Origin of the sequence: Rhizobium sp. CF122 (assembly GCF_000282035.1) — a bacterium.
Taxonomy (GTDB): Bacteria; Pseudomonadota; Alphaproteobacteria; order Rhizobiales; family Rhizobiaceae; genus Rhizobium.
Genome location: NZ_AKKA01000018.1, coordinates 28,700 through 49,492, shown reverse-complemented (window position 1 = coordinate 49,492; position 20,793 = coordinate 28,700). Strand labels below are relative to the sequence as shown.

22 protein-coding genes and 2 pseudogenes are annotated in these 20,793 nt (G+C 58.9%); 10 read left to right on the top strand and 14 right to left on the bottom strand.

Annotated features, from left to right (window positions below; translation table 11 throughout):
* The first annotated feature begins 235 nt into the window (after positions 1 to 235).
* Positions 236 to 856 (top strand): DNA-3-methyladenine glycosylase I, encoded by a 621-nt coding sequence (locus PMI09_RS04550; RefSeq protein WP_007789332.1) that lies wholly within the window; start codon positions 236 to 238, stop codon positions 854 to 856.
* A gap of 192 nt (positions 857 to 1,048) precedes the next feature.
* Here PMI09_RS04550 and PMI09_RS04545 read toward each other — a convergent pair.
* From PMI09_RS04545 to PMI09_RS29685, 4 genes and pseudogenes are all read right to left on the bottom strand, one after another.
* A pseudogene (locus PMI09_RS04545) lies at positions 1,049 to 1,702 on the bottom strand (IS110 family transposase); the annotation flags it as partial.
* Between the two features lie 13 nt (positions 1,703 to 1,715).
* Positions 1,716 to 2,420, bottom strand: coding sequence for an alpha/beta fold hydrolase (locus tag PMI09_RS04540; RefSeq protein WP_007789330.1), 705 nt, complete (start codon positions 2,418 to 2,420; stop codon positions 1,716 to 1,718).
* A 108-nt stretch (positions 2,421 to 2,528) separates the two neighbouring features.
* Positions 2,529 to 4,295 carry an adenylate/guanylate cyclase domain-containing protein gene (locus PMI09_RS04535; protein ID WP_007789329.1) on the bottom strand — a complete coding sequence of 589 codons (1,767 nt, stop codon included), beginning with the start codon at positions 4,293 to 4,295 and terminating at the stop codon, positions 2,529 to 2,531.
* 189 nt (positions 4,296 to 4,484) lie between these two features.
* A complete protein-coding gene (locus PMI09_RS29685; protein WP_052026509.1) occupies positions 4,485 to 4,793 on the bottom strand; it encodes a site-specific DNA-methyltransferase in 309 nt (102 codons plus the stop codon).
* Positions 4,794 to 4,981: 188 nt separating this feature from the next.
* Here PMI09_RS29685 and PMI09_RS04525 point away from each other — a divergent pair, with 188 nt between their 5' ends.
* Entirely contained in the window at positions 4,982 to 5,260 is a 279-nt protein-coding gene (locus PMI09_RS04525) for a CrpP-related protein (RefSeq protein WP_007789328.1), read from the top strand.
* Here PMI09_RS04525 and PMI09_RS31215 read toward each other — a convergent pair.
* The gene (locus PMI09_RS31215; RefSeq protein WP_007789327.1) at positions 5,254 to 5,433 is read right to left on the bottom strand and encodes a hypothetical protein; all 180 of its coding nucleotides are present in this window, start codon (positions 5,431 to 5,433) and stop codon (positions 5,254 to 5,256) included. The two genes, PMI09_RS04525 and PMI09_RS31215, sit on opposite strands and share 7 nt — an antisense overlap.
* Positions 5,434 to 5,997: 564 nt before the next feature.
* Between PMI09_RS31215 and PMI09_RS04520 the strand changes: the two genes are divergently transcribed.
* The gene (locus PMI09_RS04520; protein ID WP_007789326.1) at positions 5,998 to 6,213 is read left to right on the top strand and encodes a cold-shock protein; all 216 of its coding nucleotides are present in this window, start codon (positions 5,998 to 6,000) and stop codon (positions 6,211 to 6,213) included.
* Between the two features lie 63 nt (positions 6,214 to 6,276).
* Here the strand turns inward: PMI09_RS04520 and PMI09_RS04515 are convergent, their stop codons facing one another.
* Both PMI09_RS04515 and PMI09_RS04510 read right to left on the bottom strand, forming a co-directional pair.
* Positions 6,277 to 6,708: a hypothetical protein gene (locus PMI09_RS04515; RefSeq protein ID WP_007789325.1), complete on the bottom strand. Its 432-nt coding sequence runs from the start codon at positions 6,706 to 6,708 to the stop codon at positions 6,277 to 6,279.
* A 92-nt stretch (positions 6,709 to 6,800) separates the two neighbouring features.
* Positions 6,801 to 7,157, bottom strand: coding sequence for a c-type cytochrome (locus PMI09_RS04510; RefSeq protein ID WP_157213344.1), 357 nt, complete (start codon positions 7,155 to 7,157; stop codon positions 6,801 to 6,803).
* Positions 7,158 to 7,311: 154 nt separating this feature from the next.
* On the opposite strand from PMI09_RS04510, the gene PMI09_RS04505 reads away from it, so the two are divergent.
* Both PMI09_RS04505 and PMI09_RS04500 read left to right on the top strand, forming a co-directional pair.
* Entirely contained in the window at positions 7,312 to 7,674 is a 363-nt protein-coding gene (locus tag PMI09_RS04505; RefSeq protein ID WP_007789322.1) for a hypothetical protein, read from the top strand.
* A complete protein-coding gene (locus tag PMI09_RS04500; protein ID WP_007789319.1) occupies positions 7,664 to 7,867 on the top strand; it encodes a hypothetical protein in 204 nt (67 codons plus the stop codon). Before PMI09_RS04505 ends, PMI09_RS04500 begins: the two co-directional genes overlap by 11 nt.
* A 218-nt stretch (positions 7,868 to 8,085) precedes the next feature.
* Here PMI09_RS04500 and PMI09_RS04495 read toward each other — a convergent pair whose 3' ends face one another.
* Positions 8,086 to 8,703: a methyltransferase family protein gene (locus PMI09_RS04495; protein WP_007789318.1), complete on the bottom strand. Its 618-nt coding sequence runs from the start codon at positions 8,701 to 8,703 to the stop codon at positions 8,086 to 8,088.
* Positions 8,704 to 8,737: 34 nt separating this feature from the next.
* Between PMI09_RS04495 and PMI09_RS30050 the strand changes: the two are divergent.
* Positions 8,738 to 8,923: pseudogene (locus tag PMI09_RS30050) on the top strand (Tn3 family transposase); the annotation flags it as partial.
* A 768-nt stretch (positions 8,924 to 9,691) separates the two neighbouring features.
* On the opposite strand, the gene PMI09_RS30045 reads toward PMI09_RS30050, so the two are convergent.
* From PMI09_RS30045 to PMI09_RS32035, 3 genes are all read right to left on the bottom strand, one after another.
* Positions 9,692 to 10,033: a DUF2147 domain-containing protein gene (locus PMI09_RS30045; RefSeq protein WP_007789316.1), complete on the bottom strand. Its 342-nt coding sequence runs from the start codon at positions 10,031 to 10,033 to the stop codon at positions 9,692 to 9,694.
* Positions 10,034 to 10,193: 160 nt separating this feature from the next.
* Complete coding sequence (locus PMI09_RS30040; RefSeq protein WP_007789315.1) at positions 10,194 to 10,700, bottom strand: universal stress protein; 507 nt, start codon at positions 10,698 to 10,700, stop codon at positions 10,194 to 10,196.
* A gap of 62 nt (positions 10,701 to 10,762) precedes the next feature.
* Positions 10,763 to 11,209, bottom strand: a complete 447-nt coding sequence (locus tag PMI09_RS32035; protein ID WP_244423724.1) for a hypothetical protein — start codon at positions 11,207 to 11,209, stop codon at positions 10,763 to 10,765.
* A gap of 39 nt (positions 11,210 to 11,248) precedes the next feature.
* Here PMI09_RS32035 and hflK (PMI09_RS04480) point away from each other — a divergent pair, with 39 nt between their 5' ends.
* From hflK (PMI09_RS04480) to PMI09_RS04465, 4 genes are read left to right on the top strand one after another with little or no spacing between them, the layout of a single operon-like run.
* Positions 11,249 to 12,958, top strand: a complete 1,710-nt coding sequence (gene hflK / locus PMI09_RS04480; RefSeq protein WP_244423723.1) for a protease modulator HflK — start codon at positions 11,249 to 11,251, stop codon at positions 12,956 to 12,958.
* Positions 12,955 to 13,965 carry a protease modulator HflC gene (gene hflC, locus PMI09_RS04475; protein WP_007789312.1) on the top strand — a complete coding sequence of 337 codons (1,011 nt, stop codon included), beginning with the start codon at positions 12,955 to 12,957 and terminating at the stop codon, positions 13,963 to 13,965. Before hflK (PMI09_RS04480) ends, hflC begins: the two co-directional genes overlap by 4 nt.
* A gap of 2 nt (positions 13,966 to 13,967) precedes the next feature.
* Positions 13,968 to 15,008, top strand: coding sequence for a protease modulator HflK (gene hflK, locus PMI09_RS04470; RefSeq protein ID WP_007789310.1), 1,041 nt, complete (start codon positions 13,968 to 13,970; stop codon positions 15,006 to 15,008).
* Positions 15,005 to 16,948: a heavy metal translocating P-type ATPase gene (locus PMI09_RS04465; protein ID WP_007789309.1), complete on the top strand. Its 1,944-nt coding sequence runs from the start codon at positions 15,005 to 15,007 to the stop codon at positions 16,946 to 16,948. The genes hflK (PMI09_RS04470) and PMI09_RS04465 overlap by 4 nt, the downstream gene beginning before the upstream one ends.
* A 318-nt stretch (positions 16,949 to 17,266) precedes the next feature.
* On the opposite strand, the gene PMI09_RS04460 is transcribed toward PMI09_RS04465, so the two are convergent.
* From PMI09_RS04460 to PMI09_RS04450, 3 genes are all read right to left on the bottom strand, one after another.
* The gene (locus tag PMI09_RS04460; RefSeq protein WP_007789306.1) at positions 17,267 to 18,505 is read right to left on the bottom strand and encodes an SfnB family sulfur acquisition oxidoreductase; all 1,239 of its coding nucleotides are present in this window, start codon (positions 18,503 to 18,505) and stop codon (positions 17,267 to 17,269) included.
* 37 nt (positions 18,506 to 18,542) lie between these two features.
* Positions 18,543 to 19,322: an ABC transporter ATP-binding protein gene (locus PMI09_RS04455; protein WP_007789304.1), complete on the bottom strand. Its 780-nt coding sequence runs from the start codon at positions 19,320 to 19,322 to the stop codon at positions 18,543 to 18,545.
* 120 nt (positions 19,323 to 19,442) lie between these two features.
* Positions 19,443 to 20,786 carry an ABC transporter substrate-binding protein gene (locus PMI09_RS04450; RefSeq protein WP_007789303.1) on the bottom strand — a complete coding sequence of 448 codons (1,344 nt, stop codon included), beginning with the start codon at positions 20,784 to 20,786 and terminating at the stop codon, positions 19,443 to 19,445.
* Between the last annotated feature and the right edge of the window lie 7 nt (positions 20,787 to 20,793).

The window sequence follows — 20,793 nt, the reverse complement described above, 5'->3', positions numbered from 1 at the left end:
CGTAGACGTTCCTCCATCACCGAAGTCTCTTTCCACGGCATCAACACCTCCCGCAAAAAGCGAAAACTGTTACCCATGTCTCCGGTACGAAACGTCACCTATCTCTCAGGTCGGACACAGGGCTTTCGCCGCGCCTGCCCCTTTCGCCCGTCGTTCCTGGCCAGCGAATCGAAACCTTTATCGGGCCCGCCGCCAAGCGCACCGTTTCGGCCTTGGATTTTCTGAACGCGGCGACATGAGCACGACCGTCCCTCGCCCGGATGGTCGCCCGCGCTGCCGCTGGTGTGCGGCTGCGCCTGAGCTCTTCGCCTATCATGATCACGAATGGGGCTTTCCCGTTACAGACGACATACGGCTGTTTGAAAAGCTTTGCCTCGAAAGCTTTCAGTCGGGCTTGAGCTGGCGCACCATCCTTGCCAAGCGCGAGAATTTTCGGGCTGCTTTCGATGGCTTCGATTTCCGCAAGATGGCGCTATTCGATGAGGCTGATGTAGCGCGGCTGCTGGCTGATAGCGGGATCGTCCGCCATCGCGGGAAAATCGAGGCCGTCACTAACAACGCCCGCCGCGCCTGCGAACTGGCTGAGGCCCAAGGCTCGCTGTCTGCGTTCTTCTGGCGGTTCGAGGCAAATAACGGCGACACACTGCCCCAAAGCCGATCAACCACGCCAGCATCCGAGAGGCTCTCCAAGGAGCCGCGCAAACGTGGCTGGAAATTCGTTGGCCCCACCACGGTCTATGCCTTCATGCAGGCGATGGGCTTGGTCAACGATCATGCCGAGGGGTGCGTCGCGCGATCCGAGGTTGAACGGGCGCGAAAGGTATTGGCCCGTGAATACGAGAGGACACTTTACTAGAAGCCTTAGAACGGTCCATCGGGACATGATTTCCGGCAGCCGTCTCCATCGACGGGATAATCTCGAAATCGATGTTCAGCTCGCGCCATTGGACATGCTTCCTGGCTCGTCATTTGAACCGTCGATCGATTTCCATAACCTTCTATGCACTTCTCACATTCAGATGACCCGCAGTAGGGTGCCATCTATTTCTTAAGCTAACGCCGGAACACTGTAGGCTTCTCCCTTGGTCAACATTGCCCAAATGCGGCGGGCCATTTTATTGGCCAGCGCGATCGCTACGACGATGCGAGGCTTTCTATTGAGCTTGTCCTGCAGCCAGCTCCCCGCCCGACGCTTATATCGCTGCATGCTGGCGATGACGCTCATGGCGCCGACGATCAACAGCCGTCGGATATCACGCTGCCCCATTTTCGACGTTCGTCCGAGCCGTTGCTTTCCTCCGCTCGAATGCTGGCGCGGCGTGAGACCAAGACAGGCGGAAAAATCCCGCCCACTTTCGAACGTATCCATCGCCGGGGCGAAGGTCTCAACTGCCATTGCACAAATCGGCCCGATGCCTGGCATTGTTCGCAGGAGCCGTGCCGTGCCGCTGGCACGACTGACCTCTTTGATCTTTGCCATCAATTGTTCGATCATAGCTGTAAGGTGGGCAATGCGGTCCAGATACAACCGGCCCAAATCCTGCGCAAGATCGGGAAGATCACTATCCGCCTCCTCAAGGACGGCAGCAAGGCGAGACAGGTTGGCCACGCCTTGTGGAGCAATGATCCCAAACTCGGCGAGGTGTCCTCGCAAGGCATTAATCGCCTCGGTCCGCTGGCCAGCTGGGTTCGAACGCCGTTGCCAGTTCGCACGGCTAGCGGGGCGCGCGGTCCTTCACCTTCTCAAGCCAAGGTATGATCGCACCGGTCAACGCTTGAGGCTGCTCGATCGGTATCATGTGTCCCGATCCTTCAATCACGATAAGGCTAGAACCGACAATGCCGTGAACCAGTTCGCGAGCCTCATCGAGGGTGCGTAGTCGATCGCCATCAGCGGCGATGACGAGACTTGGACACGTTATGGCGTGCAACCTCTCCAAATCCCCGCCTCTCGCTTCGTTGGCATGACGAATGAAAACATCCGCGCCAACATGCTCGCTCATGGTGCGTACTCTTTGGATCATCGCCTCGTCCGAAGAGCGGCTTTGGTGCAACGAGCTAATGATGGCACCTCGGCTCAGACCATGGAAGCGCTCAGGATCGACCAATTTGACCGAGAGCTTCTTGCCTTTCGCCTGCTCGTCCGTGTCACCTCTGGCAGATGTTGCTATCAATATCAGAGCCGTGACCCGTTCCGGCGACTTGCGCACCACTTCGCGCGCAACATAACCGCCCATTGAGAAGCCGATCAGGACGAATGTGTCCGGCCCCTCGGCAAGGACTAGGTCTGCCATTTCAGCCATGGTAGTCGTGCCGCTGAGATCGACTGCTTTCACGCGCGCGATGGCCTGCAATGTCGGGAGGAGGTCATCCCAAAGGGATGCATCTGTCATGAAACCAGGGAGGAGTATGATGTTCATTTCCGGACCTGTCAGTTTTGCAGGCACGGTCTAACATTTCCATGGCGTAACGGCCAACTGAACGGGCTGTGGTAACAATGCTTTCGAAGGCAAGTCACTAGACTGGCGTCAGCGCTCCGGCAATCCTGCTTGCCGCAAGCCGTTAGTCATCTCATCTGCCCATCCCGGTACGTCCCGAAACACAGGACGGGTCATGTAACGCTCGATCGTAAAGTCCGGCTCAGCTGCCAACAGCCTCTTTGCGGCCCATCGGGCCGTTTCATGGTCGCCAGCCATGGCCGACCAGGCAGTCATCATCCGGTAGGGCCAGGTCACCTCTGGACGTCTGTTGACCACCTCACGGGCAATGGACACTGCCTCGGAAAGGGAGCCTGCCAAGGCCAACGAGAGAGCGAACCCCATTCTCATGTTGAAGGCTAGCGGGTCCGCCGGACTAAGCGTCATCGCTCGCTCGAACCGCTCCCTGGAGCGATCGGGCTCGCCTTTGTAGCTTGCAACCCAGCCAAACCTGGCCCACGCCCATGAGCTGTTTGGATCGAGTGCCAGCGCTCTTTGCAGGAAGGCCGCCGCTCGCTCCTGATCGCCGCAGTGGCTTAATGCGCCCCCGACCGCAGTCAAAGCAGTCGGATCGTCGTCAATCGACGGCGTTGCAGCCTCGACGGCGCTCATTGCGAGTTCCAGTTCCCGTTCCGGCTCCTCGGTCCAAATATATCCGACGTTCTGGGCGTGGCACCACGCCAGGAATGCGTGGGCTCGGCCGTAAGCCGGGTCAATGGCAATGGCACTTTGCAGCAATGAAATTGCCAGTTTGATGGCGTCCTTATTGTGGCCCCAGAGGTATGGGTAGGCGCGCATGACAAAGTCGTATGCCCGGAGACTGCTTGGCGGCTTGCGCTTCGACAGCTCGATTTCTGCGCTGCGGATCGCCGGATGTATTGCGCCCGCGACCTGCGCCGCGATCCTGTCCTGGAACTCGAAGAGATCCTTGGTCGCGCCCTCATAACGCTCCGACCAAAGCTGAGTCCGCCGCTCGGCGTCGACCAATTGGACGGAAATGCGAAGCCGATCCCCTCCCCGGCGGACAGTCCCTTCGACCACGTAAGTGACGCCGAGTTCCCTGGCAACGTCACGCACATCGACGAAACGCCCCTTGTACGTGAACGCGGACTGACGCGCGATCACGAAAAAGTCTCGAACGCGGGACAAGGCCGCGGTGATCTCCTCCACCATTCCGTCAACGAAATACTCATCGCTGGGACCACTCAGGTTGTCGAAGGGCATAACCACGATCGACGGCTGATCTTTCCCGAACCGCTTCGCGAGCAAGGGTGCAGGCCCATCACCGCCCTGATCAGGCATATCTCGCGACCAGTCGACCCGAAAGACCCAGATTGGCCGCGGGATGTTCTTCAAAGCCCGTTCGCCAAGGCTGGTCAGCGTGAACGGGACCTTTCCATCCAGATGCTCGCGCACTGATCCGGATATGCAAATGCCTGTGGGGGCGGCCATTTCCTGCAAGCGAGCCGCTATATTGACGCCATCTCCCAAAAGATCGTCGCCTGACACCACCACATCGCCTAGATTCACGCCGATCCGGAACTCCAGGCGACGATCTCGTGGGAGGTCTTCCAAAAGGCCGGGAAGTTGACGTTGGATCTCAACCGCGCAACGGACGGCCTGAACAGCACTCGGGAATTCCGCAACAAGTCCGTCACCCGCGCTGCCAAATATACGACCGCCGTGCTCGCGAACCAACGCAGCAATCCGATCGTGGCACAAGCCGAGCGCGCGAACCGTGCCCTCCTCATCCAGCGCCGCAAGGCGGCTGAAGCCGGCAACGTCTGTGGAGAGGATGGCTGCAAGCTTTCGATCCACTGAAGTGCTCGCTCCTGCGGTACAAAATTGCCAGAGCAAATATTCTCACATTTTCGCTGAATTCGATAGAAGCGCCCCCGATCTGCCTCGCCTCAACTACAATCCATCAAGGCCACCGGAACCGGTCTCCCCGGAAATTAGGACTGCCACATACCGACCATGTCTCCGAGTAGAGACACCTGACAAGCATTAAACAAAGACGTTCTGCCGGATTTTACGCAGTGACATCCGGCTCGCGACACGTAGTCCTAGCGGCAGCAGCCTTGCGCGCGCGATCTCGACGTAGTTAAGCTGTTGCTCAATCAGGATTGAATTCCGTCCAAGCCTGTTACAGGACGCGCCGACGGTGCCCGACCCCGAAATAGGGTCGAGGACCGTATGGCCGGGTGCCGTGTAAGCCTTTACCAATCTATCGACGAGTTCCTCCGGGAACTGGCATGGGTGTGAGGTCTTTTCGGGATAAGGCTCGATGGCGAGAGCGCATTGGATGGATCGCACTGAGACCCACTAGCTCCTTTCCGGACGTCGACCAGCAAAGACCAGCAAGGAAACGACTTGCGAAAGCGGTCTAGTTTAGGAAACATCCGGGAAGTGTCGCCGCCGCCGAACGCCCATAGCGACGATTTCTACTTTAGCAAACCATTGATCCAGCAAGTAGCGTACTTGCGGGGCGTAGGGAGTATTGGATGACAATAGAAGAGTTGATGGACCTGCAGGAGGCCGGCTCCTGGGCCCGCATTCTAGGTCTCAAGGCACACCAAAATCCATACCTAAAACCGGAACGTCTGCCGAGTGACGCAATTGCGCTTGGTGATTGGATAGCGCGTCACGACGCTTGGAAATTCGGCTGGGAAGCCGAAGATGCCAGCCGCGAAGGCAGGATCGCGAAGTTTTTCCGCGATCTTCTTCGCTCCCCGAGCAGATCGCTCCGGGCCGAAATCCCGTCTTTTGATATTCCTCAGTGAATAACTGTTGCTACGTGCTCGCCCGTTCTTGCCGGCGCTTTGTGCGTTTCCGTCACCGCCCATGCCATCACCGCAACGGCGGCAACAGCAACGTACATAAAAGCTCCCTTGAACGGACGAGCAGTCGAAACGCAATCTCTTGTCGCTTCCAACGAGTTCAGCTTCTTTGTCATCGTGTTCCTTCGATTCTGGCCGCGGTGATATAGACGATTAGCGCCAGCTAAAGAACAGCGGGAATGGAGCACCTGCCCTGCGACCTGCGAATACCCGCCGCATTTGCCTTAGCGCTCCGGACTGGGAAACCAACCTCGCGTCAGGCCTCTGCTCATGCATTTCTGAGCGGTATCGAGTTGATCTCTTAGGTGCCTGCAGTCTTCGATCAACGTGGAAATCGTAGCTCTCAAATCACCCGAATGCCATGCAATCGCTTGTTCCACGGCGTCATACTGGGGGGCTGGTCTTCTCTCGGCAGCTGTCATCGCTTTTCCCTCTTCGGTTTGGCTTAGACAGGATCATTCGCAGTCGTCGCGCTCCGCGCACAACATTGACGACTCGATCCGAACTCAACGGAACGTAGAGATCGTGGCAGAGCCCGGTGATTCCTTCAACCGGACACTCGGTCGAATTTTATCGGGGCCCACGCTGTAGGTTCTGCGGAGTGCCGGATCAGAGCGGACCAATGTCATATTGGCTCGCGCTGCCGCGTCGAGACGAGCATTAGCCCACTCGAGAGTGAAATGGCTTCGGGTACGGTAAAGTTCTTCAATGCCGAAAAAGGTTTCGGTTTCATCACGCCGAACGGCGGTGGAAGTGATATCTTCGTCCATATAACAGCGCTGCAGGCTTCCGGCGTCACCGACCTGCGGGAGGGCCAGAAAGTATCGTTCGATACCGAACCAGACCGAAGGGGAAAAGGGCCGAAAGCAATCAACATCAATCTCGAGTCAGCCTGACAAGGATCGCCCGCGCGCCGGTTCCAGGGCCGGCGCGCGATGAATCCCTAGCTCGGTGGCTCGCTATCCAATAGCAGCTATCTCTTCTTCGAACGCTCGAATCCCGTCATGGCCTTCTCCCGCGGGCATACGACCAGAACTTATCATCCTCTCGGTGCACACTTTGAACAGCTTGAGGTAGGCCTTGCCCATGTCATTGAGGATGCCGTGGGCGCTGTGCATCTGCCCGGACAGGATTTCGGCGGAAACATATTCGGCGATCATCATGCTTGTCGCATCGGCCGCAGACCAACCGCTCTTCAATATCAGGTCTATTGCGAAAGTACCCTGAGTAGTCAGTCGTCTAAAAATCTCGTGCTCAATGGTATCGAAGGCCTTTTCATCAGAGGCCTCGTTCCCTCGATAACGGATGCGGAATTTCTCTACTTCGGCCCAAAGCAACTGGACTTCTGGTGAAAACGGCGCGTGTTTCTTTCGCTTAAAAAAGCCGAACATTCTCACCTCGCGCATCTTTCGAAAGCAATCGCCTTCACTAATCGGTGGAATCCGAAGCTGATTCACCGGGTGCGTCCAATCACTCTCCCGCTCTATGGATTTGCCTCGAGATAACTGACCAAGTCATCGATTTCGATGCCCCACAAGCCCGAAAACCGCATCGTCGTTCCAGGTAGCTTCCTGCTTGGCTTTGAAAGGAATTCGGACAGGTCCTTGGCTATCCAGACCAAGCCTTCCTCTCCGGCCTTTCGCATCGCCGGAGAATAGTTGTAACCTTGGAGACTGCCGGCTTTCCTTCCGACGACGCCCTTGAGTGACGGACTGAAAGTGCTGCGCTCGTTATCGACGACGTGGCAGCTTACGCAGGCTTTGAAAAGCCTCGCTCCCCGCTCCAAATTCGCGCCACACGCGTGATCTGCGACGGCGGCTAAACACGCTGTCACAATCATCCATCGGATTGCCGACTGGCGGAGCCAGGAAACGAAATTCTCCATTTGGTGAGACCTGAGATGCGTTTCCGCTGCGCCCTTCTACCCGAATGTTGACTCTGCGACAAAAGGGAACATAATGGGAACATCCATTATTTGAAGAGGAAAGACGGCTATGAAGAATATGCCGATCGCAGGGGCGCGCCCGGAGGAATACTCTGGCGTTTATTGGACGACGCCGACGAAAGCAACGATGGCTGAAATCCATCCCCTGCTGATAGCGGTCATAATCATGATGCCAAACCATAGGTCTTGGTGCCTCCACTCGGCTGACGTCTACGAGATGAACTCCGGAGGCCCTCTCGGCTATTTCGATATCGCGTTTGATCCGCCCACCCGCAGGGCCTGTGGCTACTACGGCGCGATCGGGTCTCAAGTCGTAATGCGCTCCCCGATCTGGTTCGAATGCGCCGGAGACGTCGACGACGTTATGCGGGCCTTCCATGCACTCGTTAGAGAAGCAGGTCATGTCGACTAAGCCCACGAAACAATTGGACACAGATTTCGAGGTCGAAGCCGCCCTCGCCTTCCATGACAAGGATGCCAAGGCAACCATCGCCACTCTTCTTGGAGATATCAAACATCTTCGTATGCAGCTGGCATTGGCCGAAGCCGCGATGAGCCGCGGCATGACCCGTGGATGGATACCCAAATTCGAACGGGAGCTTTGATGTGCTGGACCGAGCTAGCAGGCCATCCAAGCCGAGTTTCGAGACGACCTTCAGGAAATGGTGGATCGCCCAAGGACCGAACTTCGGAAGCCGGGTCGATGTAAGCGTCGCCAAGACGATTTTCCGAGCCGGATACGCATCCGGTCGCAGAGCAAGCGCGGGTCCTGCAGAGCAGTGTGGTATCGTGGAGCAAGAGGCATCCGCTCACCAGAACGTGACTATGGAAGGTGAAACAGGGTGACCGTCAGTTCATTGACGTGCAAATATTCGAGCAGTTCCAGCGCAGGATAGAGCATCACGAAGAAAATTGCGTCTCGAAAGGTCCTCGCCAGGGGGCGCGTCGAGAATGTCACTTCCTTTTCGGATTTGAACAGCCTGAAGTCCGGCCAGAAGAACGGCACGGTTTCGGCATATAGCCCGTATCGCGCCCCAAACAAGCTTCGCAGATCGTTTTCTTCCCTTTTTGCCGTGTAGTAGAACACGATGCAGGAGCCAGCGCACAGAGCGACGGCGAGAGCGATCGACCCATAGAAAAGCCCAGCGCCGGTGACGGCGATCGTGGAGAAAAAATACAGCGGGTTTCGTGTCACGGAATACGGTCCCGTCGTCACCAACGAGACGTTTTTCTTGTTGCCGATGTACAGGATCGACCAAAGACGGCCGAACACTCCGGTCAGTACAAGCAGCAATCCGGATACTTCAAAGAGATCATGGACGGGGGACCTCTCGCTGATAGCCGGGCGGCACAGGATCATCACGATCATCACCGATGCCGCAAACAGCCACAGAAGCGTTATTCTATTTTTCTGCTGGAATGGCTTTTGAACCGTCGCCATTGTTATCTTTCACCGCGGGCACGCCTTAGTTGCTCTGATCGAACGCAATTGGCCCGACATTCTTCGGATCGCCGCCACCATTGCGGCCGGCAGCGTCGCACCCAGCCAGATATTGCGCAAGCTCGCCTCCTATCCGAGGCAGAACGAACTCGCTACGGCCGTAAGAGAGGTCGGCCGCATCGAGCGCACGCTGTTCGTGATCGACTGGATTCTGGACGCCGAACCGAAGGAGCACCATATGACACCTGAGAGCGACAACCACGCCGCCCGAAACTTGATTGCGTCGCTGGTGCGGCTGTAAAGATCGGATCGTTGCTGGGTTGGCTTGCTGCTCATCTTCGAACCTCCGTTTAAGGTCGCGACCATCGCGACCTGCTACGGCGGTCCGCAAGCCGGGCTGCAAGCGCTGGCCTGCACCCGATAGGGCCGCAACGGCAGTGGAGGACGGCAAAGCCGTTGCGGGGCAGCGTGGGCCCGGCAGGACCTCAAAGCCGGGGCAGGACGCGAGGCGCGGGCATCACCGGGATGTTCAACGGCAGGCAGGCAAACCAAAGATCGGCAGACGGGCGGCGGAACAGTGAGGGTTAGCCGAACACGACGGCCCTCACCGCCCTGCCCTCGCCAACGACCGGGCGATATCGACGATGTCATCGCGTGAGGCGGTCGGGTCTTAGCGGCGACCGCGACGGAACAGATAGATAGGTCGCCTTGAACGGATATGAACCGCCAACAATCCAATTGCTAACCTCAGCCGCTATAACAATGACTTAGCTCTGGGCGACTTCCCTCATTCGAGCAAAGAGTTGAAGAGCTCCCGTAGATCGTCATCCGACATGTGATCTGGCCTGTTCTTTTCTGACCAGAGTTCGAACGCACGCTCCCGATCGGTATCGTCGCTAGAATCTGAAAGATCGGCCAAGTGCTCCCTAGCAGTCTCAATATCGGGATCGCGCGCGCGTCACGAGCGCGGCCGCCGCGCTTGGCCATCTCAGTTCAGGCGGGTCCAAGTCTGTGTCTTGCACAATACTTTCGTTGCACAGCCCCGAAGTTTGAGGCTGTTTCCCGACACGATGAGCCTGCCGCTATAGGTTGTTTTTGTCCTCGGATCTGTGAGTCTGCCGGTATATGTATCGCCCGCACCTGAGAAGAAACCGATTTGCTGTCCCGCATATCGCCCGCTCTTTGCCACAATGCAATAATTCGATCCGCAGTGGTGGATCGCCGACGTCTCGCCGTTTTCTGTTTTCCAGGTTCCCACCACTGTATCGGCACCACTCGCGGCGCTGGCAATTGATATGAAAACTGTTGCAAAAACAGACCTGATCGTCATGTGGAAACTCCACTACGGCCCCGTCGTTGCGCCATTACGAAGACGGCAGGGACGCGAGCTGCACAACTACGGCAAATACAACGAGGGCGACACAGGATTGTTCATAGAGCAATCCCGTTGCCACGCTGCCGACCAACCATCCCACACGCAAGGCTGCGATTTAGTGCGACATCAGGACCGGCATTGAAACGTTTTTCAGCAGATCGCGGGTCGCACCGCCGAACATATCTTCGAAAAGCGGCGAGTGGCCATAGGCGCCGCAGACGATAAGATCTGCGCTCTCACGGTCGAGGCCGGCGAACAACGCGCTGGTGAAATCCTTGTCCCCCGTGTTCCGCCATCCTTCCAGGGCTACCCCAACTCCATGCTGTGTCGTTACCAGAAGGTCCGCGCAATGGGAAAAAAACTCTGCGCTATGAGCCTCCGGTCGTGCCGCGTGATATTGGTAGTCGAGGCCAGCCTTCTGAGCCGCGGCCTTGAATTCGTCTTCAATCGCGAGCGCGAGATCGCGGCCCTCACCCTTCAGTGCTTCTTTCGTGCTGACGTCGACGCCGATCAGCCTGGCGTGGTGCCTGCTAGGGCGGTCCGCAAGCCGGGCTGAAAGCGCTGGCCCGCACCCGATAGGGCCGCAACGACAGTGGAGGACGGCAACGCTGTTGCGGGGCAACGTGGGCCCGGCAGGACCTCAAAGCCGGGGCAGGACGTGAGGCGCGGGCATCACCGGGATGTTCAATCGCAGGCAGGCAAACCAAAGATCGGCGTCAATACCTTTATCACGGCAAAGTCTTGCAGATAGAAGGATGATACGTAATAACGTATCCCCACACCAAAAATGGCTGTGGTGCTGGCGAGACAGATACAAAGCCTTTCTTCAAAGCTCCACGGAAGAGCGCATACAGTATGGCAATACCGAAAACGAATTCCAACAATATCCAGCAGCTTCCTGAGATCAAAGACCGAGCAGAATTCCAACTTGCGGCGGCTCAAGCGCATGACCTTGCGAGTCACGGCCTCGGCATCTCGATTTTCGTGGCCCTGTTTTTGCTCTGCGCTCTGATTGCGAATACCTTCAGCCTGAACGCAATCTGGGTCGCCTTCTTCTGCAATAACGCGGCTGCACTTATCCTGTTCGGTGCTGGGCTGCGATCGGCCTACGACGTCGTCAGATGGCGTCAAGAAAAAGCCGGTCTCCCCAGCATCCCGCATGGAAGGCCGATGCGATGGCTCGTTGCTTTTCTAACCTCGTTGTGGTCCCTGCAGGAAATCGAAGAGCCGGACCACATCGACCGTTTGAGCGAAAGTGTCTTTGTTGCAGGAAAGTCGCTCGTGTCGCGCATCGGCACCCGCCCGCTCTCAGTCTTGAGCCTTTCCCTTTTCGCATGTTTGATCGTCTATGCCGGTTGGAGCCTGAAGGCGGACAACATAACGATCGGAACGATGACATTCCTCATCATTGCGGTCTGTATGGCTTTCGCCTTTCTGCTGTTGGTGACGGAGAGGCGGCTTGCCGCGATCGATGCGGAGGAATGGCCCGAGGCGAACGCGATTTCGCAATTGGCGCGCTTACCTATTTTCGTACTCGTCCTGTCTTCCTTCGGCCTGTTCCTGAGCGCGCGCGGATCCGGGCTCTCCATCAAACTCCTGGCGGCATTGGGTGGCTTTGTTGCCCTTGTCGGGCTTGAGTTTCTGCTGCGTGCGGTCGCCGCCATGTTTTGCCCGCAAGACGACAGCCGCGAGCCACCATTGATCGCCACCAGCCTTGTCGCAGGCACTCTTCAGTGGCCGCCTCAGCCTTTGATCGGCATCCAATCTGAATTGCGGACGAAGCAGGGCATCGACCTTCGGCAGATCTGGGCCTTTTCGTTCATTCGAAAGACGGCTCCGACCATCATGCTCGGAACGCTCCTTCTAGGCTGGCTGTTGAGCGGCATACGCGAAATTCCGATGACCGGCCGGGGCGTGTACGAGCGGTTCGGCAAGGCCGAGGGCATCCGGCACTCCGGCCTGCACATTGGCCTTCCATGGCCGTTTGGTCGTATCATTCCCATCGAGAACGGCACCGTGCACGAGCTGGCAACTTCCGTTAGCACGAACGGCATCAGCGAACCGCTGGCCGATGCCGAAGGGCCAGCGCCGGAAAGTGCGAACCGGCTGTGGGATGCCTCGCATATCAGCGAGAAATCGCAGGTCATCGCGAGCGGCACCAGCGGCGGACAAGGTTTTCAGATCGTCAACATGGACGTGCGCTTCGTCTACCGCATCGGTCTTTCGGATGAGGCGGCGATGAAAGCGGCCTATCGGGTCGCCGATCTACCGGCCTTGATCGAAAGTACCGCAAACCGTGTACTGGTCCATGACTTTGCCAGAAGAACGCTCAACGATGTCCTCAGCGAAGGCCGGTTGTCGCTGGCAAACGATATCGCCTTAGCAGTCCAGAAGAACATGGATGAGCTGAACAGCGGCATCGAAATCCTGGCGGTCGTCGTCGAGGCCATCCACCCACCCGCCGGCGCGGCCAACGCCTTTCACGGGGTCCAGGCAGCGCAGATCAGCGCGGAGGCGCTGGTTGCGCGCGAGCGGGGAACGGCGGCCGAACAGACGAATGAGGCGCAATTGAATGCCAGCCTCCAGCAGGACAATGCGACGGCGACGGCAACGGAAGGCATAGCGGCTTCAGAGGTCGCAAAACTGCGCTTCCAGGCTGAGCAATCGGCTTTCCACGAGGCGGGGCAGGCGTTTCTGACAGAGGAGTACTTCAATCAACTGACGATGGGACTATCCCACTCGAAGGCTCTCGTCCTCGATCACCGTATCGGCGGAAATCTCGCTCCGACCCTCGATCTCCGGAGCATGACGGTGCCGGTCGATCCCGTGCCAGCGCCTGAGCCTAACACTCCATACCAAAGTGAAGAAACCGGCCCATGACTGATGCGCACGCCCATCCGAACTTAGACCATCATGTTCACGACCATCATCATTCTCACGGCGATGGTCACAACGAGACGATGCCATTTCGGTCGTCCCGCCTGATCGTCGCGATAATCGTCGTGGCCATCATTCTGATCGCCGCCTGCCTCGTGCAGGTGCGATCGGGAGCCGCAACCATCATCACCAGATTTGGCAATCCGGCTCGCGTTCTGATCGATCCAGGCCTCGCCTTGCGGCTTCCCATTCCCCTGGAGAAGACCATCGACGTCGATCTTCGCGCCAAATCGACGTCCAGCGGCCTGCAGGATGTCGGAACTAAGGATGGGCTGCGGATCATCGCGCAGGCCTATGCCATCTGGCAGGTCCCGCCCGATCCGGATGCCATCAAGCGCTTCGTCCGGTCGGTTCAGAACCAGCCGGACCAGGCAGCGGCACAAATCCGCACGTTCCTCGGATCGTCGCTGGAGACCACGGCCAGCAATTTCGAACTGTCGTCACTGATCAACCCCGATCCGGACAAGCTCCGGATCGATGCCCTGGAGACGCAGCTCAAAGCCCAGATCGCACAGCAATTGTTGGATACCTACGGCTTGCAGGTTGTCGATGTCGGTATCGAGCGCCTGACCCTACCTTCGGTGACGTTGAGCGCCACCGTCGACCGCATGCGGGCCGAGCGTGAGACCATCGCCACCGAGCGTGCTGCGATCGGCAAGCGGCAGGCCGCGGAAATCCGCTCAGCAGCTGAACGCGACGCGAGAGTGCTGCAGGCGGACGCGACCGTGAAAGCCGCCGATATAGAAGCCAAATCACGGGTCGAAGCGGCACAGATCTATGGAGCGGCTTATAAAAGTGCGCCAGAACTTTACGAACTGCTCCGCTCCCTCGACACGCTCGGCTCGATCGTCAGCTCCAATACGCGCCTTGTCCTACGAACCGACGCCGCACCTTTCCGGGCCTTGGTCGATGGGCCACCCGGCGCCGCGTCGGCTGGTGGAGCACATTAGAGATGGGCACCATCGGGGATAGGAATTCAACGGCGCAACATCAGGCTATTCGTCTGGTGTCCATGCTGCTCTCCGCGATCATGGTGCTGGCGGCGGTCGGCTGGGCAATATCCAATATCCGGGAGATCGCTCCACAAAACCGAGCTGTTGTCCTCCGGCTGGGCGCCCTGAACCGGGTGCAGGAATCCGGCCTGTTATGGGCTTTGCCCGCGCCGTTCGAAAACGTCTTGCTTCTGCCCGACGCCGCAACGGTTCTGGAACGCCGGATTGATGGATTGCTTCGCTCGCCAGCCGCGCAGGCCAGCGAGGCCAACGATGAGACAGAGAGCGATACTCTGGCAGGATCGGGATATCTGCTGACCGCAGACGCGAGTGTCGTTCAGCTCGATATCCGTGTCTTTTATCGGGTAACCGACCCCTTCGCCTATGCCCTGCAAGAGGAGCATGTCCTTCCGGCGCTCGACCGCCTCGTGACCCGTAGCGCCGTTGTGATCTGTGCTTCACGCGATCTGGACAGCATTCTCGTCGCGCGCCCGGAACTGGTCTCTGCCGACAGCGATACCGCCGAGCGCCGCGAACGGTTGCGCGCCGACCTGGTGAACAGCATCAACGCCAGCCTAGACGCGCTGAAATCGAAGGGCATGGGTCTTGGAATCGAGATCGACCGTGCCGACGTTCAATCCGCGCTTCCGGCGACGGCCGTGGGCGCGTTCGATGGGGTGCTGACGGCAAGTCAGCAGGCAGAACAGGCGATCGCGTCAGCGCAGAATGATGCGGAGAAGGACAGGCAGGCCGCCGATCAGGAAGTCGACCGCATTGTGCAGATGGCGGAAGCCCAATCGAGCGAACGTCTGGCAAAGGCGCGCGCCGACACGGCAACCATCACCGGCATTGCAAGCGCGCAGGGATCCCATAGCGATTCCGGTCTTCCCTGGCGCCTTTATCGAGATCGCGTTGCCAAAATCCTGTCGCAAGCAGGCTCGGTAATCACGGTCGACCCCAGGGACGATTCGCGCCTCATTCTGCAGGGAGCCGACAAATGAGTGTCGCGACCGATCATTCGCACGGCTCCCATGGCCACGCGCACCATCACCACCATGTCCTTAGCGCAGGCCTTCTGACCGCCAACGAAAAGCAGGCGGCGGCCGTTCAGCTTACCTTGGCCATGATCGCATTGAGCCTGCTTGTGCTCGGCATTGCCTGGCGCTGGCTTGCGCCGGACGAAGAGGGCGTCGGTCAGCTTCTGCTCGCAGCGGCCTCGCTCATCGTCGCAGTTCCGGTCATCCGCTCCGGTTGGCACAGTCTGCGCCATCCAAGCCTGCATGGCATCACCGACCAGTTAATCGCTCTTGCAATGCTGGCTGCCTGGGCGACCGGCGATCTGCTGACCGCGGCCCTCCTCCCGATCATCATGGTATTCGGCCATGTGCTGGAGGAGCGCAGCGTCATTGGATCGAAAGAAGCGATGGAGGCATTGGCGCGTCTGACCCGCAGCCATGCACGGCTGATCACGCCGGATGGTGGCACGCGTGAAGTCGATAATATCGCGCTCAAGCCAGGCGATCTGGTGGAGGTGAGAGCGGGAGACCGCATTCCTGCCGACGGTCGCGTCCGGGAGGGACAGGCGAGCCTCGACACCGCGCCACTTACTGGCGAATCCATACCTCTCGAAGTCTCCGCAGGCACGGACGTCTTCGGCGGCGCGATCAATCTGGATGGCCGCCTCGAGATCGAGGTGACCCGAATCGGCGAAGATTCGACACTCGGAAGAGTCATCGCGCTGATGCAGCGGGCAGAAAACTCGAAGCCACCGATCACGCGGCTGCTGGAGCGCTACGCCCAGCAATATCTGGCCTTCGTGCTGACGATAGCGGCCATCGCCTGGTTCCTCACCTACAATGACCAGATCATGCTAGCGATCCTTGTCGCGGCCTGCCCCTGCGCCCTGGTCCTGTCCGCGCCGGCAACAGCGATTGCCGGTATCGCGGTTGCAGCGCGCCACGGCATCCTCATCCGCAGCTCGGCATTTCTGGAAGAGCTGGCCGATCTGACCTCCCTGGTCATCGACAAGACCGGCACCCTCACCTTCGGTAGGCTTCGGCTCCAGGAGATCAGGCTTACGAGCAATACGGATCGGGAGACCGTTCTGGCCCTGGCGGCCTCTCTGGGCGCCGCCAGCAGTCATCCGGTCAGCCGGGCCCTGGCCTCGCTCGTCACCCATGATACTTACCATCCGATGACGAACGTCCGGGAACTTCAAGGGCTGGGCGTCGTTGCGGGCACGGCAGCGGGCGAAGTCGCCCTCGGACGTCCCGAATTGTTTGAACGCTTGTCAGTCATCGCTCCCTTGGTCCCCTCGCATGACGGTCCGCTCGCGGGCATTTCCGTAGGTGGAGAGTTTGTCGCCTGGCTTCTCCTGTCGGACACCGTCAAGCCGGAGGCAGCGGTTGCGATGACGGAATTGCGGGCGCTTGGGCTCAACCGGCAGCTTCTGCTGACTGGTGACCGTCAGTCGGTCGCGCATGCCCTTGCGCGAGAGATCGGCATAACCGATGTCGCGGCCGAGGCCCTGCCCGCCGACAAGCTGAAACGCGTGTTAAGCGAGACGGAAAGCGGCTTCAAACCCCTTGTCGTCGGCGACGGGATCAACGACTCGCTGGCCCTCAAGGCCGGTGCCGTCGGTATTGCGATGGGTGCGGGCGGTGCCGATATCGCGCTCGCCTCCTCCGACATCATCCTGATCGGCAGCGACTTGCGGCGGCTCGGCACATGCATCCGCCTCAGCAGGCTCTGCCGCCGGACATTGAAAACCAACGTCATCATCGGCCTCGGCTGGACCGTAGCGATCGTCGCATTGGCGGGATTCGGTTTTCTCGGAACGGCGGGCGCAGTCGTCGCTGCCCTCCTCCATAATTTCAGCACCTTGCTGGTGCTCGCCAATGCCGGCCGGATGATGCGATACGACGAACCACTCACGGCATGAACAAGACTCGCAGATCGTCGCGACAAGACTGAAGCTCGCCGTTAAGATAAACCACCACGTATTAGCGTGCTGCTCTCCGAACTCCTGGATTCGATGCTGTCGAGGCACTTCAAACTATTGCGCAAATTCCCTCGCCTTGACCCGGAACGAACCTGCATCCAGGGGGTCTAGTTATAGAGGCTTTTTGAGAGGGTTCAGCCAGGCGGCCTGAGCAATAGCGGTCCGACATAGACAATTGAATAGCGGCAAACAGTGGCGATAAAGTCCTTCTCGCCACCGTAATATTCTGATTTTTAAAGCGCCGAATGGCAGCCCTGCTTAGCTCCAGGCGTGTAGCGGCGGCTTCTCTCCGTTGAGGAAGTATTTGCCGAGGATCGAGTATTTCCACCGTACCGGATCGTGCAGCGTATGCGTCCGGGCATTGCGCCAGTGCCGGTCGAGATTGTGCTCAGCAAGCGTCGAGCGCGTGCCGGCCAGTTCGAATAGCTTGTTGGTGGCCTCGATAGCGATCTCGGTCGAGAGAATTTTGGCCTCGGCAGTGACGATCTGCGATTGTGCCACGCTATCGGCATTGGGATTGGCAACCGCGCGGTCGATCGCAAGTCCCGCTTTCTCAAGCAATGCCTGCGCCGCATGCAGTCTGAGCTGGAGGCCACCGATCGCTTGGATCGTGTAAGGATCATCCCAGGCGTGGTCGAGGCCGCTGTCAACCCAGGCGCGCGACTTGGTGCGGACGAAGTTGATTGTCTCCTTAATCGCCGCCGATGCGATGCCGATGTCGACAGCAACCTGGATGATCTGGAAGATGGCGCCGTCCGCTGTCGGCTTGTCATAACCCTTATACCCCGGAACCAGCCAGGCCTTGTCGACTTTGACGTTATCGAGGATGACCGTCCCGGAGAGCGTGGTGCGCTGGCCGAAGCTCGACCAGTCGTCGATGACTGTCAAACCGGGCGCATCGCGATCAGCGATCGCGTACCAGGCGCGGCCCTCGTCATCGAGCGCCACGATCGGCACTTTGTGGGCAAGCAAAGCACCTGAGGAATAGAATTTTTGGCCATTCACCACGACGTGGTCGCCATGATTGACAAACTTGGTCTCGAAATCGACGGCGCGCTTGGAGCCAAACTCGGAAAAGGCATTGCCGAAGCGGGTGCCTTTGAGGATTTCGCCGAACAGTAGTTCCTGCTGCGCTTTGTCCGAAACCGTCCGGATTGCCGCGACGACGCCGAGATGGTTCTGCGAGATCTGTCCGATCGAGGAATCCGCTTCGGAGATGATCTCGACCACCTTTGCAAGCGTGACATAGGAGACCTCTGGTCCGCCGAACGCCTTAGGCACATTGATCGACCAGAGCCCGCTCTGCGAGAAGGCATTGAGCTCTTCTGCCGGCCAGATCCGCTCGCGGTCACGATCGGCAGAGCCCTTGACGAACTCGGCGGCGAGTCTCGCGGCGACAGCGATCGCCTCCACATCGTCCTTGATGATATGCGCGGGCTTTTCCGGTCGTTTGACGCCGGGTACGGCGACCCTTTCTGTTTTGGCGATGACGTTCATTTCGGTCTCCCTTCTGCGTGATGGATATGAGGGTGGATCAGGCCGCCGGCCTGTCGTGGGCGAAGGCCGTGCCTTCCCCGAGATAAAAAGCCTTAATGTCGTCACGACTGCGCAATTCGGCTGCGGAGCCCGACAGCACGGCGACGCCATTTTCGATGACGGTGGCATGGTCAGCATACTGGAGCGCCACCGTCGAATTCTGTTCGGCAACCAGGATGGAAAGTCCTTCCTCCCGGTTCAGGACCTTGAGCGAGCGAAAGATATCCTTGATCACGAGCGGCGCCAGACCCATCGAGGGCTCGTCGAGAACAAGCAGCCGTGGCCGTGACATCAGTGCGCGGCCGATCGCCATCATCTGCTGCTCGCCGCCGGAGGTGAGCCCTGCCGCGGTATAGCGCTTCTCCTTGAGCCTTGGGAAAGTGAAATAGATCCGCTCGAGATCGGCAGCGATCTCGCGCCTGGATGACGAGCGGCCGAGGCCACCGGAGATGAGATTTTCCTCGGCCGACAGGCTCTTGAAGCAATGCCGTCCTTCGAGCACCTGTACCAGGCCCGATCGTACCAGATCGGCTGGTTTCTCGCGCAGCACGTCGCGCCCTTCGAAACGGATCGTACCCGATGTCACGTGGCCTCGTTCGGCCGGCAACAGGTTCGAGATGGCCCTCAGCGCCGTCGTCTTGCCCGCTCCGTTCGATCCGAGAAGGGCAAGGATTTCTCCGCGCCGCACCTGAAAGCTCACGCCGTTCAGGGCCTTGATCGTCTGGCTGTAGACGGCATGCACGGACTTGATATCAAGAAGGATCGTTTCGTCGGACATGTCACTTGTTCCAAAGTCGATAGCGAGGGCGCAGCATGTGGGCGACCGGCCTCGGCCGATAGCAGCTGCCGCACCGTGAATTGGGATGAGGGATGGCGGCTTGCGCCATCCCTCAAATCGTCAATTCGTGGTCACGGTGCCTTCGGCATCGGCCGCCGTGCGCAGCTTGATGCCCTTTTCCTTGGCATAGGCTTCCGAAGATTTTTCGATGATCGGACGCAGCAGCTTCCAGTCCGGCGCGATCCAGTCGGAGACGACGTTCCACTTCTTGCCGTCCCATTGCTGGAAGGTCACATAGCCATCGCCTTCGTGGTTGTCCCAACTGACGTTGATGGAGTGGAACAGGTCCTTGGCGCCCAGTGCTGCGACCTTGGCTTCATCGAGCTTCAGGTGCTCGAAGCCCCAGCGCACTTCGTCGCCAGTCAGCGTACGCTTGCCGAACTTTTCCTGTGCGGTGCGGATCGCCTCGACATTCAGGATGCCATTGACAATGCCGAGGTTGTGGTAGACCGAGCCGATGCGCTTCTTGTCTTCGAGATTACCCTTGCCTTGATCGTAGAGCGTCTTCACGATCTCCTGCAAGACAGGATACTGCTGGCCCGAGGCCTGGGTGGTGATCGCGGTATAGCCGACCGCCGCCTCGCCTGCGGGGATCACGTCTTCCTCCGAATTCGACCAGACATTGCCGACGATCTTGGAGGCGGGGAAGCCGACCTTGGCCGCCGTCTTCAGTGCCACCGGGTTCATCACCCCCCACCCGCGCAGAACCACGTAGTCCGGCTTGGCGCGACGGATCGTCAGCCACTGCGACTGCTGCTCGTTGCCGGGATGCGGCACTTCGATCTGCTGGACCGTGAATCCATACTTCTCGGCCAGCAAGTCATAGATCGGAATGGTTTCCTTGCCATAGGGCGAGCCGTGATAGAGCACGACGATCTTCTTGCCCTTGAGCTTGTCGAGGCCGCCTTCCTTCGAGGCAAGGTAGTTCACGATGCCCGAGGTCTCCGAATAGGGGTTGAGCAGCAGCGGGAAGACGTAGGGGAAGACGCGCCCGTCGGTGGAGTCGGTGCGGCCATGGTTCACGGTGATTAGCGGCACCTTGTCGCCGGTGATGCGGTCGATCATGGCGTAGGCGATGCCGACCGAAAGCGGATTCCACGCCGCCGCGTTCGAATGGCTCTTCTGGCGCTCGTAGCATTCGACGCCGCGTTCGACCTCATACTGAGTTTCGCATTCGTCCCAGGTAAGCTTCACGCCGTTCACGCCGCCGTCGCGGGTGTTGATCAGGTTCAGGTAGTCGATGAAGCCACCGAAGAAACCGGTGCCGCCAGCGGCATAAGGCCCGACGCGATAGCTCTGCAGCGGGAAATATTGCTCATCGGCATGGGCAGGCATCAAGCCAGCTCCGCCGATGATGGCGAGCGCTGCGACTGCCGCCTTGAATGTGGTCTTCAGACTTTTCATTGGACAA